The sequence below is a fragment of the Streptomyces sp. NPDC096048 genome (assembly GCF_044763415.1).
GTDB lineage: Bacteria > Actinomycetota > Actinomycetes > Streptomycetales > Streptomycetaceae > Streptomyces.
This window is the reverse complement of record NZ_JBIWGG010000001.1, coordinates 250,596-267,198: the sequence shown is the minus strand read 5'-3', so window position 1 is coordinate 267,198 and position 16,603 is coordinate 250,596. Positions and strand designations below refer to the sequence as shown.

Annotated in this window: 15 protein-coding genes; 4 read left to right on the top strand and 11 right to left on the bottom strand. The window is 71.2% G+C overall.

What is annotated here, in order from left to right:
• Positions 1–202: 202 nt before the first annotated feature.
• Positions 203–1,171, top strand: coding sequence for a type I pantothenate kinase (gene coaA, locus ACIQ6R_RS01400; RefSeq protein WP_404170656.1), 969 nt, complete (start codon positions 203–205; stop codon positions 1,169–1,171).
• A 31-nt stretch (positions 1,172–1,202) separates the two neighbouring features.
• Complete coding sequence (locus ACIQ6R_RS01395) at positions 1,203–2,144, top strand: DUF389 domain-containing protein (protein ID WP_404217962.1); 942 nt, start codon at positions 1,203–1,205, stop codon at positions 2,142–2,144.
• A gap of 110 nt (positions 2,145–2,254) precedes the next feature.
• Here the strand turns inward: ACIQ6R_RS01395 and glmM are convergent, their stop codons facing one another.
• The 4 genes from glmM to ACIQ6R_RS01375 all read right to left on the bottom strand — a co-directional run bounded on the left by glmM (position 2,255) and on the right by ACIQ6R_RS01375 (position 6,255).
• The gene (glmM, locus tag ACIQ6R_RS01390; protein ID WP_404169044.1) at positions 2,255–3,613 is read right to left on the bottom strand and encodes a phosphoglucosamine mutase; all 1,359 of its coding nucleotides are present in this window, start codon (positions 3,611–3,613) and stop codon (positions 2,255–2,257) included.
• A 230-nt stretch (positions 3,614–3,843) separates the two neighbouring features.
• Positions 3,844–4,356, bottom strand: a complete 513-nt coding sequence (gene rpsI, locus ACIQ6R_RS01385; protein ID WP_310871721.1) for a 30S ribosomal protein S9 — start codon at positions 4,354–4,356, stop codon at positions 3,844–3,846.
• Positions 4,357–4,398: 42 nt separating this feature from the next.
• Positions 4,399–4,842, bottom strand: a complete 444-nt coding sequence (rplM, locus tag ACIQ6R_RS01380; protein WP_003974239.1) for a 50S ribosomal protein L13 — start codon at positions 4,840–4,842, stop codon at positions 4,399–4,401.
• A 207-nt stretch (positions 4,843–5,049) separates the two neighbouring features.
• Positions 5,050–6,255: a glycosyltransferase 87 family protein gene (locus ACIQ6R_RS01375; protein WP_404169040.1), complete on the bottom strand. Its 1,206-nt coding sequence runs from the start codon at positions 6,253–6,255 to the stop codon at positions 5,050–5,052.
• 74 nt (positions 6,256–6,329) lie between these two features.
• Between ACIQ6R_RS01375 and ACIQ6R_RS01370 the strand changes: the two genes are divergently transcribed.
• The gene (locus ACIQ6R_RS01370) at positions 6,330–7,226 is read left to right on the top strand and encodes a hypothetical protein (RefSeq protein ID WP_404217959.1); all 897 of its coding nucleotides are present in this window, start codon (positions 6,330–6,332) and stop codon (positions 7,224–7,226) included.
• A 72-nt stretch (positions 7,227–7,298) separates the two neighbouring features.
• Here ACIQ6R_RS01370 and ACIQ6R_RS01365 read toward each other — a convergent pair whose 3' ends face one another.
• The 5 genes from ACIQ6R_RS01365 to ACIQ6R_RS01345 all read right to left on the bottom strand — a co-directional run bounded on the left by ACIQ6R_RS01365 (position 7,299) and on the right by ACIQ6R_RS01345 (position 14,049).
• A complete protein-coding gene (locus ACIQ6R_RS01365) occupies positions 7,299–8,369 on the bottom strand; it encodes a C40 family peptidase (protein ID WP_404217956.1) in 1,071 nt (356 codons plus the stop codon).
• A gap of 42 nt (positions 8,370–8,411) precedes the next feature.
• Complete coding sequence (locus tag ACIQ6R_RS01360; RefSeq protein WP_184761006.1) at positions 8,412–8,894, bottom strand: poly-gamma-glutamate biosynthesis protein PgsC/CapC; 483 nt, start codon at positions 8,892–8,894, stop codon at positions 8,412–8,414.
• The gene (pgsB, locus tag ACIQ6R_RS01355; RefSeq protein ID WP_404217954.1) at positions 8,891–10,393 is read right to left on the bottom strand and encodes a poly-gamma-glutamate synthase PgsB; all 1,503 of its coding nucleotides are present in this window, start codon (positions 10,391–10,393) and stop codon (positions 8,891–8,893) included. The genes ACIQ6R_RS01360 and pgsB overlap by 4 nt, the downstream gene beginning before the upstream one ends.
• A 6-nt stretch (positions 10,394–10,399) precedes the next feature.
• Complete coding sequence (locus tag ACIQ6R_RS01350) at positions 10,400–12,652, bottom strand: HAMP domain-containing protein (RefSeq protein WP_404217952.1); 2,253 nt, start codon at positions 12,650–12,652, stop codon at positions 10,400–10,402.
• Between the two features lie 206 nt (positions 12,653–12,858).
• Positions 12,859–14,049: a CapA family protein gene (locus ACIQ6R_RS01345; protein WP_404217950.1), complete on the bottom strand. Its 1,191-nt coding sequence runs from the start codon at positions 14,047–14,049 to the stop codon at positions 12,859–12,861.
• A 17-nt stretch (positions 14,050–14,066) separates the two neighbouring features.
• On the opposite strand from ACIQ6R_RS01345, the gene ACIQ6R_RS01340 reads away from it, so the two are divergent.
• Positions 14,067–15,050 (top strand): hypothetical protein, encoded by a 984-nt coding sequence (locus ACIQ6R_RS01340; protein WP_404217948.1) that lies wholly within the window; start codon positions 14,067–14,069, stop codon positions 15,048–15,050.
• 45 nt (positions 15,051–15,095) lie between these two features.
• Here ACIQ6R_RS01340 and truA read toward each other — a convergent pair whose 3' ends face one another.
• Both truA and rplQ read right to left on the bottom strand, forming a co-directional pair.
• A complete protein-coding gene (gene truA, locus ACIQ6R_RS01335; protein WP_404169021.1) occupies positions 15,096–15,950 on the bottom strand; it encodes a tRNA pseudouridine(38-40) synthase TruA in 855 nt (284 codons plus the stop codon).
• Between the two features lie 77 nt (positions 15,951–16,027).
• Positions 16,028–16,534 carry a 50S ribosomal protein L17 gene (gene rplQ / locus ACIQ6R_RS01330; protein WP_404169019.1) on the bottom strand — a complete coding sequence of 169 codons (507 nt, stop codon included), beginning with the start codon at positions 16,532–16,534 and terminating at the stop codon, positions 16,028–16,030.
• Positions 16,535–16,603: the final 69 nt, after the last annotated feature.

The window sequence follows — 16,603 nt, the reverse complement described above, 5'->3', positions numbered from 1 at the left end:
CAGACGGCGGAGGTTCCGCACGTATGTGCGAGGAACTGTATGCACAGCCGACTGACAGATGATCAACGATGCGCCACCCGGTACCCGACCGTGACACCGACGTGATCTGCCCCTCCGGAAGGCCGGAGCGGCGTGACGCACCCCACCTGCCGCCCCGTTCGAACTCCGTTAACAATGGACTGTGATCTATCCGGTCTCCTCGATGCCCCGGAGCGCCCACCGGCAGCGGCCGGAGGCGACTCCCTACGTCGACCTCACCCGCCCCGAGTGGAGCGCGCTGCGCGACAAGACGCCGCTGTCCCTCACCGCCGAGGAGGTCGAAGAGCTGCGCGGCCTCGGCGACGTCATCGACCTCGACGAGGTGCGGGACATCTACCTGCCGCTGTCCCGGCTCCTCAACCTCTACGTCGGCGCCACCGACGGCCTGCGCGGCGCGCTGAACACCTTCCTCGGTGAACAGGGCTCGCAGTCCGGCACCCCCTTCGTCATAGGGGTCGCCGGCTCCGTCGCGGTCGGCAAGTCCACCGTCGCCCGCCTGCTCCAGGCGCTGCTCTCGCGCTGGCCCGAGCACCCGCGCGTCGAACTGGTCACGACCGACGGCTTCCTGCTGCCCACGAAGGAGCTGGAGGCCCGCGGCCTGATGTCCCGGAAGGGCTTCCCGGAGTCGTACGACCGCCGGGCCCTCACCCGCTTCGTCGCCGACATCAAGGCGGGCAAGGGCGAGGTGACCGCCCCGGTCTACTCCCACCTCATCTACGACATCGTCCCGGACCAGAAGCTCGTCGTCCGCCGCCCCGACATCCTGATCGTCGAGGGCCTCAACGTGCTCCAGCCCGCACTGCCCGGCAAGGACGGCCGCACCAGGGTCGGTCTCGCCGACTACTTCGACTTCAGCGTGTACGTCGACGCCCGCACCGAGGACATCGAGCACTGGTACCTCAGCCGCTTCCGCAAGCTGCGCGAGACCGCCTTCCAGAACCCGTCCTCGTACTTCCGCAAGTACACCCAGGTGTCGGAGGAGGAGGCCCTCGACTACGCCCGCACCACCTGGCGCACCATCAACAAGCCCAATCTGGTGGAGAACGTGGCCCCCACCCGCGGCCGGGCCACCCTCATCCTGCGCAAGGGACCCGACCACAAGGTGCAGCGGCTGAGCCTGCGCAAACTGTGACGGCGCCCGCCGTGGCCGGTAGAAATACCGGATGCCGCATCTGCGCCTGATCACCCCGGCCGACCGCACCGACGCGGTGGTCCACCTGATCGACCGGACGGTCGGCACCGCCCACCTGGTCGTCATTCCGGGCTGCGCCCGCGATCCCGAGGGCGACATCGTCATGTGCGACGTGGCCCGCGAGGCCGGCGACGAACTCATCAGCCGGCTCCGGGCGTTGGGCATCGACAGCTGCGGCGCCATCATCGCCGGGAACCTCGACCTGTCGTTGTCCGAGCGCGCCGACAAGGCGGAGCGGGACGCGCCGGGCGAGCCCGCCGACGCGGTGCTGTGGGAGCAGCTGGAGGAGGCGACACACGAGGAGTCGACCCTCTCCGTCACCTACGTCGCCTTCATCACCCTCGCCACGATGATCGCGGCCTGCGGTGTGGTGCTCGACAACGCGATCCTGATCGTGGGCGCGATGGCGGTCGGACCGGAGTTCGGTCCGCTGGCCGGCATCTGCACGGCGATCGTGCAGCGCGCCCCGCGGTTGGCGCTGCGCTCGGCGATCGCACTCCTGGTGGGATTCGCGGCGGCGATGTCCGTCACTGCGGGCTTCAGCCTCTTCATGGACGCCGTGGACCTTTTCAGCGAGGCCCAGTTGGAGGCGGAGCGGCCCAACACCGAGTTCATCTACGCCCCCGACTGGTTCTCCTTCGTGGTGGCGATCCTCGCCGGGACCGCGGGCACCCTCTCCCTGACATCGGCCAAGTCCGGTGCCCTGGTCGGCGTGGCCATCTCGGTGACGACCGTGCCGGCCGCCGCGAACGCGGCCGTGGCCCTCGTCTACGACGACACCCACCAGGCCTGGCGCTCGACCGAGCAGCTGCTGCTCAACCTGTTCGCCATCATCCTGGCCGGCACGCTGACGCTCCTCGTCCAGAAAGGCCTGTGGGCGACCCAGCGACGCCGGCTGACCAAGCCCGCTTAGGGGCGCGGGGCTTCGTCGACGTGCGGCTCCGCCGCGTGGGCGCGACAGGCCGCGACGAACCCGCGGCCCGCGACGGCACAGACCCCCACCCCGAACCCGGCGCCGAAGAACTACCCCAGCGCCGACTTGACGGAATCCGCCAGCCGCCCGGCCACAGCCCGAGCCTGCTCGATATCCGCCGCTTCCACCATCACCCGCACGAGCGGCTCGGTCCCGGAGGGACGCAACAGCACCCGCCCGGTGCTCCCCAGCTCCCGCTCGGCCTCGGAAACCGCCGTCGCCAGCTCGGCGGAGCTCGTCACCCGGGACTTGTCCACGTCCGGCACATTGATCAGCACCTGCGGCAGCCGCTCCATGACGGACGCGAGGTCCCGGAGCGTACGGCCGGTCTGCGCGACCCGCGCCGCCAGCATCAGGCCGGTCAGCGTGCCGTCGCCGGTGGTGGCGTGGTCGAGGATGATGACGTGGCCGGACTGCTCGCCGCCGAGGGCGTAGCCGTGCTCCTTCATCTCCTCCAGGACGTACCGGTCGCCCACCCCGGTCTGCGCGAACCGGATGCCCTCGCGCTCCATGGCGAGCTTGAAGCCCAGGTTGGACATGACCGTCGCCACGACGGTGTCCGAACGCAGCGCGTCGCGCTCCCGCATCGCCAGCGCCAGCACGGCGAGGATCTGGTCGCCGTCCACCTCCGCGCCGGTGTGGTCCACGGCCAGGCAGCGGTCGGCGTCGCCGTCGTGGGCGATGCCCAGGTCGGCTCCGTGCTCGACGACGGCGGCCTTGAGCAGGTCGAGGTGGGTGGAGCCGCAGCCGTCGTTGATGTTGAGGCCGTCCGGCACCGCGCCGATGGTGACCAGCTCGGCGCCGGCCCGCGCGAACGCCTCGGGCGAGACGCGGTGGGCAGCGCCGTGCGCCTCGTCGAGGACGATCTTCAGTCCGTCGAGGCGGTTCGGGAGGACGCCGACGAGATGGGCGACGTACTGGTCGAGCCCCTCGTCGTAGTCGCGGACGCGGCCGACGCCGGCGCCGGTCGGGCGGTCCCAGGGGGCGCCGGTGCGGTGCTCCGCGTAGACGGACTCGATACGGTCCTCCAGCTCGTCGGCGAGCTTCTGGCCGCCGCGGGCGAAGAACTTGATGCCGTTGTCGGGCATGGCGTTGTGGCTCGCGGAGAGCATCACGCCGAGGTCGGCGCCGAGCGCGCCGGTGAGGTGGGCCACGGCGGGCGTCGGCAGCACGCCGACCCGCAGCACGTCCACGCCGGCGCTGGCCAGGCCCGCGACCACGGCGGCCTCCAGGAACTCCCCGGAGGCGCGCGGGTCCCGTCCGACCACCGCGGTCGCCCGGTGCCCGGCGAAGGTGCCCGCCTCCGCCAGTACGTGCGCCGCGGCGACGGAGAGCCCGAGCGCCAGCTCGGCCGTCAGATCCGCGTTGGCGACACCGCGCACGCCGTCCGTGCCGAAGAGTCGTCCCACTTGTCCTCCTGAGGAAACGTCAATTCCGGAAGCGGCTGCCGGTGCGGCCCACGCAGTCGGCTCCCGTGGTCACGGACACGCGTCGCAACGCACCGTCCGGCCATCCGATCACACAAGCCTTTGAGCTTCTGAACGTCTTGTGCCGTTATACGCCCAACGACGGGGATAAACGAACGCCCCGGCAGCACAGTGGCGTGCCGCCGGGGCGTTCGGAGTACAGGCAGCGAAGCTTAGCGCTTGCTGTACTGCGGAGCCTTGCGGGCCTTCTTCAGACCGGCCTTCTTGCGCTCGACCGCACGGTCGTCGCGCTTGAGGTAACCGGCCTTCTTGAGCGGACCGCGGTTGTTGTCGACGTCGGCCTCGTTCAGGGCGCGGGCGACACCGAGACGGAGCGCACCGGCCTGACCGGAGACACCGCCACCCGAGATGCGGGCGATGACGTCGTAGCGGTTGTCCAGCTCGAGCACCTTGAAGGGCTCGTTGACTTCCTGCTGGTGCACCTTGTTCGGGAAGTAGTCCTCGAGCGTGCGCCCGTTGACCTTCCACTTGCCGGTGCCCGGGACGATCCGGACGCGGGCGATGGCGTTCTTGCGGCGGCCCAGGCCGGCGGCCGGCTGGGGCTCACCGAAGGCGGACGCCATGGACTCCGAGGTGTACTCGCCCTCGACGGGCACCTCGGACTCGGTGGTGTAGCTGTCGATGTCGATCTCTTCGAGCGGCTGCTCGGCAGTGGTCTCGGCCACGATGCTCCTCAGATTCTCTTCAGTCTTAAAGGGTGGCCGGAACTACTGCGCGACCTGGGTGATCTCGAACGGCTGCGGCTGCTGCGCGCCGTGCGGGTGCTGGTCACCCTTGTAGACCTTCAGCTTCGAGAGCATCTGACGGCCCAGGGAGTTCTTGGGGAGCATGCCCTTGATGGCCTTCTCGACGGCCTTCTCCGGGTTCTTGTCCAGCAGCTCGTCGTAGCGCACCGAGCGGAGACCGCCCGGGTAGCCGGAGTGGCGGTACGCCATCTTCTGGGTCCGCTTGTTGCCGGAGAGGTGCACCTTGTCGGCGTTGATGATGATGACGAAGTCACCGGTGTCGACGTGGGGCGCGTAGATCGGCTTGTGCTTGCCGCGCAGGATGGAGGCCGCAGTGGTGGCCAGACGACCCAGGACGACGTCCTGAGCGTCGATGACGTGCCACTGGCGCGTCACATCGCCGGGCTTGGGGCTGTACGTACGCACGGTTCGTAGCCTTCGCTTCTTCAGTGAGTGGTCCTGACATGGTCACCGAAGACGATCACGACAGCCTTGACCGCACCGCGGTGACGCATACCGCGTGCAGGTCGCTGGTCATCGGTCCCGGTGGACCGGTGTAAGGGCCCCTCACGTGAGAATGAGCAAGCCAATACACATACGACTGTGCAGAGTACCCGGGGTCCCCTGGCCGGGTCAAAACGGAGCCACCGGTGCCGGGGCGGGCTCCGGCTCGGGCCTCGCGCGCGCGTGATCGTCGGCGGCCACTGTACCGGCCCGGGACCGCCGCGCGACCGTCACCGCCAGCACGCACAGCGTGAACGCGTCCTTGAAGGCCCGCCGCCGCTCCGACTCCAGCCAGGGCCAGGTCAGCCCCGGGACCTGGGGCACCAGGGCGACCCAGAACCAGACCCCGCGGGCCACCGAACCGGCGTACGGCAGCCCGGCGAGCAGCAGCGGCAGGGCGACCAGGAGGTAGTGGTCGTAGGAGGGCCGGGAGACGAGGAACGCCGAGAGCATCAGGCCCGCGCCGGTCTCCGAGAGCCGCAGCGGCCCGGGGCCGGCGCGGCGCCAGCGGACGTACGCGCACAGCACCCCGGCACCGGCCGCCGCCACCGCGAGCCCCTGGGCGAGCGCCCCCGGGACCCCGAGCCGGGGCAGTACGGCCGCCGGGGACGCCTCGTAGAGCCGTACGAACCCGTCGTCGCCGTGCAGCAGGAACGGCAGGGTGCGGGTGAAGAAGCCCGCCGGGTCGGGCATCAGCAGTGCCGCCGCCCCGCAGGCCAGCGCGGGCACCAGGACGGCCGCCGCCAGCGCCCGCCACCGCCCGGCGAACAGGAAGAGCAGGAGGACGGGTGCGAGCAGCGGCTTGAGCGCCACGGCGGCGCCGATGACCGCGCCCGCCGCCGTCCACCGCCCCCGGCCGGCCAGCAGCAGGGCCAGCGGCAGGGCCACCGCCGCCGTCACGGTCCAGTTGCCGAGGCGCACCAGGTGCCCGAACGGCGCGAAGCCCACCGCGAGCCCGGTCAGCCCGAGGACCGCCAGCCGGCTGCCGAGCGGCACGCGGTGCAGTCGCAGCGCACAGGCCCAGCCCAGCGCCAGCAGGGCCGTCACCGCGCACGGCACCAGCATCCGCAGCACCTCCGGAGGCAGCAGCGCCTGCGGGGCGGCGGCGAGCACCGCGCTCGGGAAATAGAGGAAGTGCGGATCGTCGTACGGGGAGCCGCCGGCCAGCCAGGTGCGGGCGGCCCGCACGACGATCGCGTTGTCCATCCCGCCGTCCGAGGTCACACGCCCCGCGTGCACCGCGGACGCCGCCAGCACCGCCACGAGGACCGCCCACGCGGGCCCGCCCGCCGGTCGCACCAACCACCCGGAGATGTCGCTTTTGCCCGTCCGCATGACCGGAACGCTAGGCGCTGCGAGGCCTCTGGACGCGCACCAGCACGCCACCCGGCCCGTCTAAGATGCGGCCCATGAGCTTTGGGCAGGGGGGACCTCAGTCGCAGTGGGATCCCTGGACACCGCAATCGCAACAGCAGCCGCAGCAGCAGCCCTGGAACGGTGGCGACGGGGGTGCCGCCCCGGACTGGGCCGCTCTGGCCGAGGCCTCCGAGGCCCGCGCCAAGCGGCGCCGGCTGCTCTTCATCGGTGGCGGCGCGCTGGCCACCGTGGCGATAGCCAGTGCCGTCGCCGTGGCCGTGGTCTCGGCGAACGGTTCCGGCCAGGCGGCCGACGGCCCCTCCTCGCAGCTCCCCGCGACGGCGGACATACCCAGCTCGACGGCCACCGAGCCGTCCTTCGCCCCGACCAGCGCCCCGCCGCCGCTGGACCCGAAGGACTTCGTCTCCAGCGCCAAGAAGGACAAGGCCCCGCTCAGCCCCGACCTGCTCTTCCCCGGCACCCAGCTGACCATGGGTGACACGGTCTACAAGAAGGGCCCGACGGCCGACACCCGCACCTGCGGCTCCGCGGCCCAGGGCACCCTGCCCAAGGTCCTCGACGCCAATGACTGCACCCGGCTGCTCCGCGTCACCTACACCAAGGGCGGCACCGCCGTGACGGTCGGCGTGGCCGTCTTCGACACCGAGGCGCAGGCCGCCAAGGCCAAGAAGCAGGCCGACAAGAAGAGCATCGTGCGCTCCCTGTCCGGCGGCGGCGTCAAGTCCTTCTGCACCGGCGCCGTCTGCCGCTCCACCACCAACGCCTACGGCCGCTACGCCTACTTCACCGTCGCCGGCTTCACGGACGGCAAGAACGTCACGGAGAAGTCCACGGAGGTGTTCCGGGCCGGCGACGACCTGGCCGAGTTCGCCTTCCGGCAGATCCGCAGGCGCGGCGAGGCCCAGGCTTCGGCGGCGGCGGAGGGCTGACGCCCGCCCGCTGCCGGGCGCCCTCGCGTCGGGGCCCTCGTGCCGGGGCCCTCACGGTCGGATCCCTCGCCGTCAGAGCCGCTTGGCGCTGCGCAGCGTCTTGGCGTAGTAGCCGTTTCCGTCCAGGCGGGAGACGCCGCCCATGTCGCCGATGGTCGGTCCGTTGACCTCCTCGCGGCTGGAGACGAAGATCAGGTGGCCCTCGGTGTCGTAGCCGAGCACCATGCCCACGTGGTCCAGCCGCTCCTTGGTGCGCGTGTCGAGCTTGAAGAAGACGAGGTCGCCGGGCTGGAGCTGGTCGATGGCGGACGGCCGGTCGTCCGGCGACACCCCGGCCAGCGGGAGCACGTCGACGCCCTCCTCGGAGCGGGCCATCCCGTTGGCGGTGCGCGGCAGGCCGTCGCCGGAGGTGTCGGAGGACATCAGCGGGTAGCGGGCGCGGTAGCCGAGCACCATGCGGATGAAGCCGGAGCAGTCCAGCGCCTTGGCGCGCATGGCCTCCGGCGTGCCGGTCGAGCCGTCGCGGAACGGGTACGGGACGCCGAGGTAGTCGTAGAAGTCGGACTGCTCCAGGCGCAGGTCGCCGCCCTCGGCGCCGGTGGTGTTCAGCGGGCCGAAGTCCGCGTCACCGGCGTAGACGATGCCCTGCTCGTCCTTCTTCTGCGGGGCGCCCGCCACGTACTGGAAGGCGAAGGCGAACAGGTCGTCCTCCTTGCTGTCCTTGTACTCGGCGTACCACTCCTTGAACCACTTCTTCTTCTCGGCGCCCTTCTCCCAGGCCTCGGGCATGAGCCGGACCCAGTCCGTGGAGGAGACCTTGGAGGAGGTCGAGGCGGGCTCCTCGAAGGTGGCGGTGCGCGCCCCGTCGGTGAGCACAGCCTTGATCCGGCCGTCCGCGTCGCGCAGCACGGAGCGCGCCGGGTTCTCCAGCCGGGACCAGCTCTCCTCGCCGTCGTCCTTCGAGGCCCCGCCACCGCCGGAGCCGCGCGAGCCGTCCAGGACGCCGACGTTCCTGACCTCCGTGACTCCCGTCTCCTCCTGCTTGCGCAGCTCCAGGGTGAGGTAGCCGGAGGTGCCGACGAGCGCCAGCACCACGAGGCCCGAGACGACCGGACGTGACTTCTTCTTGGCTTTCGCTGCCATGGTTTGCTCCTCCTCGTTAGCGACTCGTTCGCAGGCTCGTTCTCAGACGGTGGGCATGACGCCGAGCAGCAATCCGGCGGCGACGACGATGTACGCCATGAGGGAGACCGTGCCGGTGGCCAGCAGGGTGGCGCCCTTGGGCTGGCGCACCATCTGGTAGGCGACGAGGCCGGGCACGATGAAGCCGAGGGTCTGGTTGCCGTACAGGAGCGGGAACTCGATCGAGAGCACGATCATCACCGTGGCCTGGAGCAGTACGCCCAGCAGCACCACCGCGGCGAACAGCCGCTTGCCGTAGAGGATCACCAGCCGCTGCATGATCTTGGTGCCCGCGTAGGTCAGCGCGGTGACGCCCACCATCATGGCCGCGCGCTGGAGGTCCTCGATGAGGGTCAGCGCGATCCAGCCCGGCGTGATCATGCCACCGGGCGACAGATTGGTGGTGAGGTAGCACAGCAGCGAGAAGAACAGGCCTATGGCGATGCCGAGGGCGGCCATCTCGGGGGTGAGTGCGGCGGTGGTCAACGGGGTCTCCGGGCAGGTGGGCGGGGGGTCCCGCCGTAGGGGTCGTCGTGCGCTTCGTCGTGGGGCGGCCAGTTCTGCCGCGCGGGGGCGTGCTGCCCGTACTGCTGCTGTCCGTACTCCTGCTGCTGTCCGTACTCCCGCTGCTGCCCGTACGGGCCCGTCGGCTGGGCCGGGACGCGGACCACCGGGATCTCCTGGGTCTGCGAAGCCTGGTAGCGCTCCTCGTACGCCGTCGGGTACGAGGCGAACGGGTCCAGGCGCGGCGCCTGGGCCGGAGCCGCGGCGGCCGGGCTCGGCGCCGCGGCGCCGGTGTCGCTGTCGTCCGCCGGCAGCTCGGCCAGGTACTCCAGGAGTTCCTCGCCCTGGCCGTGGATGTTGCCGATGGCGACCAGGGAGGAGCCGTCGGACATGCGGCCGAGCAGCGCCGGCATGAACTCGTCGGCCGACCGTCGCTCGCCGCCCAGGTCCACCGCCCGGTCCCGCCACTGGGCGGGGATGGCGTCGATGGCGCTCTTGGACGGGTGTCCGATCACGAAGACGTTGTCGGGCCGGAGGTCGGGGATGATCTCGCCCATCTGCCCGTTGCGCTCCACGCGGTCCGGACGGCAGTTGATCACCACGTTGAGCGGGCGGCGGATGGCGCCGAGATCGAGCAGCTGGTTGATGTTCATCAGCGTCGACTCGGGGTCGTTGGCCGCGAAGACGTTGGCGAAGGCGAGGCGCTTGCCCTCGGGGGCCACGTAGCGCTCCACGGAGAGCACGCCCGGGTCCGGCGGCGCGTCGTACATGCCCTGGAGGGCGACCTGCCGTTCCACGCCGACCAGCTCGGCGACGACCAGGGCGATCGCGACGTTCTCCTTGAAGGTGAACCAGCTGAAGCCGCGCAGCTCCTCGTCGCTGACCATCTCCGGGTCCGCGTAGACCAGCCGGCAGTTCCGGGCGTCGGCCTCCTCCTGGAGGATGTGGAAGCGCTCCTTCTCGGCGGTGACGCAGATGCCGTTCTCGGGCATCGAGCGGCACAGCGAGCGCGCCACGTCGTCCAGGGTCGGGCCCATCTCGGCGAGGTGGTCCTCGCGGACGTTGCACAGCACGCCGATCGTGGAGCGGATCAGTTTGCTCTGGTTGACCTCCTGGAGCGCCGGCATCACCGCCATGCACTCGATGACCAGCGCGTCGGGCCGGTAGGTGGCGGCCCGGCGGACGATGCCGATCTGCTCGACGACGTTGGCGATGCCGAACTTGCGGTAGACCGGCTCCTCGGTGGCGTCGGGGTGGATGAAGCGCGCGGCCGTACCGGTCGTCTTGGCCACGGTGACCAGGTCACCGCCGCGCAGCGCGCCCGCGCACAGCCGGGTGATGGAGGACTTGCCGCGGATGCCGTTGACGAGCACGCGGGAGGGGATGGAGTGCAGGGCGGCGTAGTGCCGGCGCTGCTCCACGATGCCCGCGACGAGCAGGAACAGGCTGCCGGCCAGCAGGACGAAGTACAGGTAGAGCACTCGGGATCACCTTCCTCCGGCGCCGAGCCGGGGCTCGGCGGGCCGGCGGGCCTGGTTCTGTCGGCGGGCCTGCAACTGCTGGCGGAGCAGTTCGAGGCTGCGGACGACGGCCCCGACCTCGTCCTGGTAGCGGGGGTAGTGCACGGTCTTGAGGTCTCCGTCGGCCAGCTTCTCGGCGCCGGCGGCCAGGGCCCGCAGCGGCCGTGCCACGACCAGGTACACCCAGCCCAGGCAGACGACGATCGCGGCGAGGCCGAGCATCCCGGCGAGCACGCTGCGGTCCTCGCGCTCGTACGCGGCGATCTCGAAGTGGTCGGCGTCCTGGCTGCTGACCACCGTCCAGCCGATGTCGGAGGCGATGCCGCCGCCGGAGAAGGGGGCCGCGGCGGCCACGGTGACGTCGCCGCCGTCCCGGATGAGCAGGCCGTTCTCGACGGGGCCGGCGCCGACCCGTACGTTGCCCGCGCGGACCAGGTCGGTCAGGGCGTCGCCGGGCAGCTTCTCGAAGGCCAGGAAGCCGTCGCTGCCGGCGACGGTCCGCGCGTCGGCGTTCACCACGCGGACCTCGCCGAGGCCGGGCCGCTTCAGCAGCGAGTTGAGGAACTCCACCCGTACCTCGCCGACCAGGGTGGTGCCCTTGTGCTCCGGCACGGGGGCGGCGGCCTGGATCACCGGCTTCCGGTCTCCCTTGCCGGAGACGCGGACCAACGGCAGGTCCTGGTCGTCGCTCCAGTCGTGCGGGTCTCCCCCGGCACGGGCGACGACCCCGCCGTCGGCGTCCACGACGTACAGGGCCTGGTAGCGGGTGTGCTCCTCCAGGGCGTCCGCCAACAGGGTCTCGGCGGCGCCGGGGTCGTCCGCGTCGATCAGCCGGGAGGTGGAGACGAGGTCCGCCTGGGCTTCGTTGAGCGCCCGGCGGACGCGGTCGGCGATCAGGTCGGTGCGGTCCCGCTGGTCGTTGACGATGGTGGCGGGCACGCTGACCGAGCCGTCGGTGCGGTTCAGCAGCAGGCCGACCGGCACGCACCAGAGCAGCAGCAGAACGGCGGTCACCCCGAGGGGCACGCGCACGCCGAGGCGGACCTTGCCGCTCTTGCCGCCGGGGCCTTGGCCGGGGCCTTCGCCGGCGCCGTGGAGCTGGGTCCGCAGGCGTTCCAGCGCGGCGCCGATCCGGGCGGCCTCGCCCCAGCGGGGCACCGCGACGGGCCGGGTCAGATCGCCGCGGGCGAGCCGGCGGGACTCCAGGAACAGCCGCAGCAGCGGGCGCTGCACGGCCGCCCACAGCACGGCCGCCGCCAGCAGCCCGAGCACGACCAGCGCCCCGGCCGCGACCAGCCCGTACAGTTCCCGGCCCGTCTCGCCGGCGTCCTGCTGGACCACGGGCAGCATCGCCACCACGGTGAGCCCGAGGCCCGCGGCGACGCTGTCCTTCTCCTCCGGGTCGGAGGAGGCGAGGGAGGCGTACCCGGCGGTGGTGACGCGGCCGGCGTAGTCGTCACCCAGCAGGGTCCCGCTGACGCCGGGGTAGCCCCGGGAGCCGGGCTCCCGTGCGGTGACGGGGTGCTCCTCGGTGCGTTCGGCGGCCTGGTCGGAGAGGTGGGACATCTGCTTCTGGAGGAAGGCGAGTTCCTCGCGCTGCTTGTCCGAGTTGAGCGCCTCGGACTCCTCGAACCCGGCCGTGGCGAGGACTTCGCCGTCGCGGGCCACGACCGACATGGTGCGGAACGGGCCCATGTTGATGGCGGGCACGGACAGGCTGTTGGACGCGATCAGCAGTTGCTGCGCCCCGTCCTTCCAGTCGAGGAGCACCATCGTCATCAGGCGCACGTCGCCGGTCTCCAGCCGCACCATGCGCGGGGCGAGGGCGTGTTCGCCGGTGAGGACGTCCTTGTCGAGCCAGGCGAGCGGAATCCTTTCGCCGCGTGCGGCGAGGACGTCCCCGCTCTCCAGGTCCAGCACAGTGGTGCCGGTCCACTTCTGATAGGTCTTCCCGAGGTCGGACAGGACGCGCTCCGGCTCGACGCGCGGCCCCGCGTTCAGCGCGTCGGCTGTGCGCTGCAGGTCCGTGACCCGCTCGTCGATCGAGGCGCGCAGCGCGATGGCGCCGTCCTCCGCGAAGTACCGCTGCGACGTCAGCACCGCCTTGGGCACCACCGCGTCCTCTCCGGGGCCGAGGACCTTCACGGTGAGACCGGCCAGGGCGAGGATCAGCAGACACAGCACCGCGATCGGGGGACGGATGCCGCCGAGGAGCGGCATATCCGCGCGCCTGCGGCTGCGTCGCCGCCCTCTCCGCCCGGAGTTCGCGGCAGGACTCGATGTCACCGGTCTTCTTCCTTGGTTGCTACGGGATGTCCAGCGCGCGCTGGACGCTCCGCTGCCGCGGTCGTGCGACGCCGTCACTCGAAAGACTGATAAGTGCTGACAAGGTTGTGCTCTCGGCACGGAGTGAGCTGTGTGGCTCGTCACTCCCCCAGGGACAGCGACTTCAGGCCGTCGCCACCCGGAGCACCGCGGTTGTAGAGGAACCCGCTGGTGCGGTCGGCCGCGAGCCGGTAACGGGCGAGCCGCTCCCTGGAGAGGTCACCCGGCTCGTCGAGCACGCTCTGGACATCCCTCACCCGGTGGTCCTCCACCGCCCCGTCCGGCAGTTCCTCCCCGGGCTGCACCTCGGGCGGGATCTCCACGAGCGTGGTGCGGTAGCGGGCGGTGACGTCCCACCCCTCCGTCGTCTCCCGGAACTCGAACCAGCCGATGGCGCCCTCTTCGGTGATCCCGCTGGGCGTGGAGTGCCGGGCCACCTGGTTGCCGAGGCTGTAGGCGACCCAGGTCCCGTCGACCTTCTGGATCGGCTGCACCACGTGGGAGTGGTGTCCGATCACGAGGTCGATCCCCGTCTCCTCACTGATCCACTGCGCCAGCCGGATCTGCGAGGTGCTCGGTTCGTTGTAGTACTCGGCGCCCCAGTGGACGGACAGGATGACCACCTCGGCACCCTTGTCCCGGGCCCGGCGCTCGGCCTTCTTGATGCTCGCCCAGTCCGTGCTGTTGAGCGCCCAGTCCTTGCTCTTGGGCGTGGGATGGACGAAGGACTCCCAGGAGTAGGAGAGATGCACGACCTTGACGCCGTTGACGTCACGGATGTTGATCTGCTCTGCTTCCTCGGGCGTACGCGCCGAGCCCGTGTGACCCAGCCCCGCCTTGTCCATGGCGTCGAGCGTGTTCCGTACGCCCGTCATCCCGTGATCGAAGGTGTGATTGGAGGCCGTGGAGCAGGTGTCGTACCCCACGTCCTTCAGAGCCGTCAGGATCTGCGGCGGCACCAGGAACTCCGGGTACCCCTGGAAGGGGCCCTTGGGCTTGCCGACGGGTGTCTCCATGTGACAGATCGCCAGGTCCGCCTCGCTGATGACCGGCTTCACCCCGGCGAGCAGCGGACCGAAGTCCAGCCCGGCCTCCCCCTCGCCGGTCTCCTCCGCGTCCTTGGCCGCCTGCTCCACCAGCTCGGGGTGGATCAGTACGTCACCCGCGGCGGCCACGGTGAAGGAGCGTCCGCCCGGCTTCGCCTGCGGCTCCACGGACCCGTCGACGGACCCGGAGGCGCACGCGGCGGCCAGAGTGGCGGTAACCGCCAGGATCGCCACGGCACGACCCATACGGAGAGACTTACGGAATGTCACCGAAACATGTTCACATGGACCTCATAACGCACCCTGTCTCTACCATTACAAGACAGTCTCGCTTTGTGTTCGTTTTCGGTCTGATAGGTGTCCTCCTGGTGCTGACCGGGTGTCAGGCGTCCTCCGACTCCCCCACGGAGGCCTCGGAGCCGAAGGCGCGTGAGCTGGTCGACCTGCGCAGCCGCGTCCTGTCGTACACGAAGGATCTGGACCCCGACGGCTCCTACTCGCCGCCCGACGAGGAGCAGCGCGCCCAGCTGGCCCGAGCCGTCGGCAGTCTGCTGGAGGGCGACGCGCGCGAGGCCGAGCGGCTGCTCGCCCCGGTCGGACTCGGCGTCACCCGCCTCACCGACACCGAGTCCGGCCGGCGCTACGACGAGGTCGCCGCCACCGGCTCGGGCGAGAGCGCCCGGTGGGGCCGGCTGTACCTGAACGCCGACTCCCGCGTCCGCTGGAGCGCGCAGGTGCCGCACCCCGTCTCCGACCGGGACACCGAGGAGCTGGGCGTGCGCCTGCTGGAGGACACCCCGGGCGGCGCGCTGGTGCTGGCCGGCGCCCACCGCCGGGCCGGACGCGGGGACGCCGCCGACGTCGCCCACCGCGAGGACAGCGCCTTCCACGGCATCGTCCTGGAGCTGCAGGAACGCGGTGTGCCCGGCATCCAGCTGCACGGTTTCGCCGAGTCCACCACGGACCGCTACGACGCCGTCCTGTCCACCGGCGCCGCCGAGAGCGCCCCCGGCGAGGTCTCCGCCCTGGCCGACCGGATGGAGTCGGAGGGGCTGCGGGTCTGCCGGGGCTGGTCGGCGCGCTGTCCGCTGGAGGGCGCGACCAACGTCCAGGGCCGCGCGGCCCAGCGGCAGCACGCGACCTTCGTCCACCTGGAGCTGGCGCCCGGCGCCCGGGGCGACGGCCGGGACGCCGACGAGGCCGCGGACGCCGTGGCCGGACTGCTCAGCACCTGGGCGGGCGACTGACCGGTGGGCGGGCGACCGACGGGGGGGACGCGGACGCCCGTCCGCTCAGCAGCAGCCGGCCGCCGGCAGGGACCGCCGGTTCCGCGCCTCCTTGTTCCGGGCCGCCAGCAGCTCGTCGGCCGGGTAGCCGACCTCCTCCAGCGTCAGCCCGTGCGGCCGTACGACGTGCACGGCCGAGTCCCGTACGCCGGCCGCGAGCACCTTCCCCGGCCAGTCGGCGCCCCGGTGCCCGTCGCCGACGAACAGCAGGGCGCCGATCAGGGAGCGCACCATGTTGTGGCAGAAGGCGTCCGCCCGGACGGTGGCGGTGACGATGCCGTCGTCGCCGCGCACCAGGCTCAGCTCCTGGAGGGTCCGGATGGTCGTGGCCCCCTCCCGCTTCTTGCAGTAGGCGGCGAAGTCGTGCTCGCCCAGCAGTCCGCGGGCGGCCTCGTTCATGGCGTCCACGTCGAGGGGCCAGTCGTGCCACAGGACGTGGCCGCGCAGCAGCGGGTCGACGCCGCCGGGGTTGTCGGTGACCCGGTAGGCGTAGCGCCGCCAGATCGCGGAGAACCGGGCGTTGAAGCCGTCGGGTGCCTCGCGCAGGGCCCACACCCGTACGTCCCTGGACAGCCGCCCCGCGAGCCGCTTGAGCAGCTTCACATGGTGCTCGGCCCACACCTCGCGCGGCAGGTCGACATGGGCGACCTGGCCCCGGGCGTGCACCCCGGCGTCGGTCCGCCCCGCCACGGTCAGCTCGTACGTCTCACGGGACCGCGTGACCGTCCGCAGCGCGTCCTCGATCTCGCCCTGCACGGTCCGCCGCCCACCGGCCTGCTTGGCCCACCCGGAGAACTCGCTCCCGTCGTACGACAGATCCAGCCGCACCCGCACGAACCCGGGCTCCACTTCGTCACTCACCCAGAGATCCTCTCAGCAGAACGAAAGCGGGCCCGTCCCTCGAAAGGAACGGACCCGCGAACGCGAACGCGGAACGCTTACGCGTCCTTCGACTCCTCGGCCGCAGCCTCGTCGTCGGCCTTGGCCGTGTCGACCTTGGTCTCCTCGGCAGCCGGAGCGGCCTCGGTGTCCTTGGCGGCGCGCTTGGTGGCGGCCTCGGCCTCGCCGGTCGCCTCCTGCGCCACGGTCAGCGCCTCGACCAGCTCGATGACGGCCATGGGCGCGTTGTCGCCACGGCGGTTACCGATCTTGGTGATCCGGGTGTAGCCACCGGGACGGTTCTCGTAGCGCGGGCCGATCTCGGTGAAGAGCGTGTGCACGATGCTCTTGTCCGTGATCACCTGGAGCACCTGACGGCGGTTGTGAAGGTCGCCCTTCTTCGCCTTGGTGACCAGACGCTCGGCGTACGGACGCAGCTTGCGCGCCTTCGCCTCGGTGGTGGTGATGCGGCCGTGCTCGAACAGCGACTTCGCGAGGTTCGCGAGGAGCAGCTTCTCGTGCGCGGCGCTGCCGCCCATACGGGCACCCTTGCTGGGCTTCGGCATGGTGTTTCTCCTAGGTGTCTGCCCCGGCCGTATCAGGTACCGAAGTCAGTATCCGAGCGGGCGGTCGCC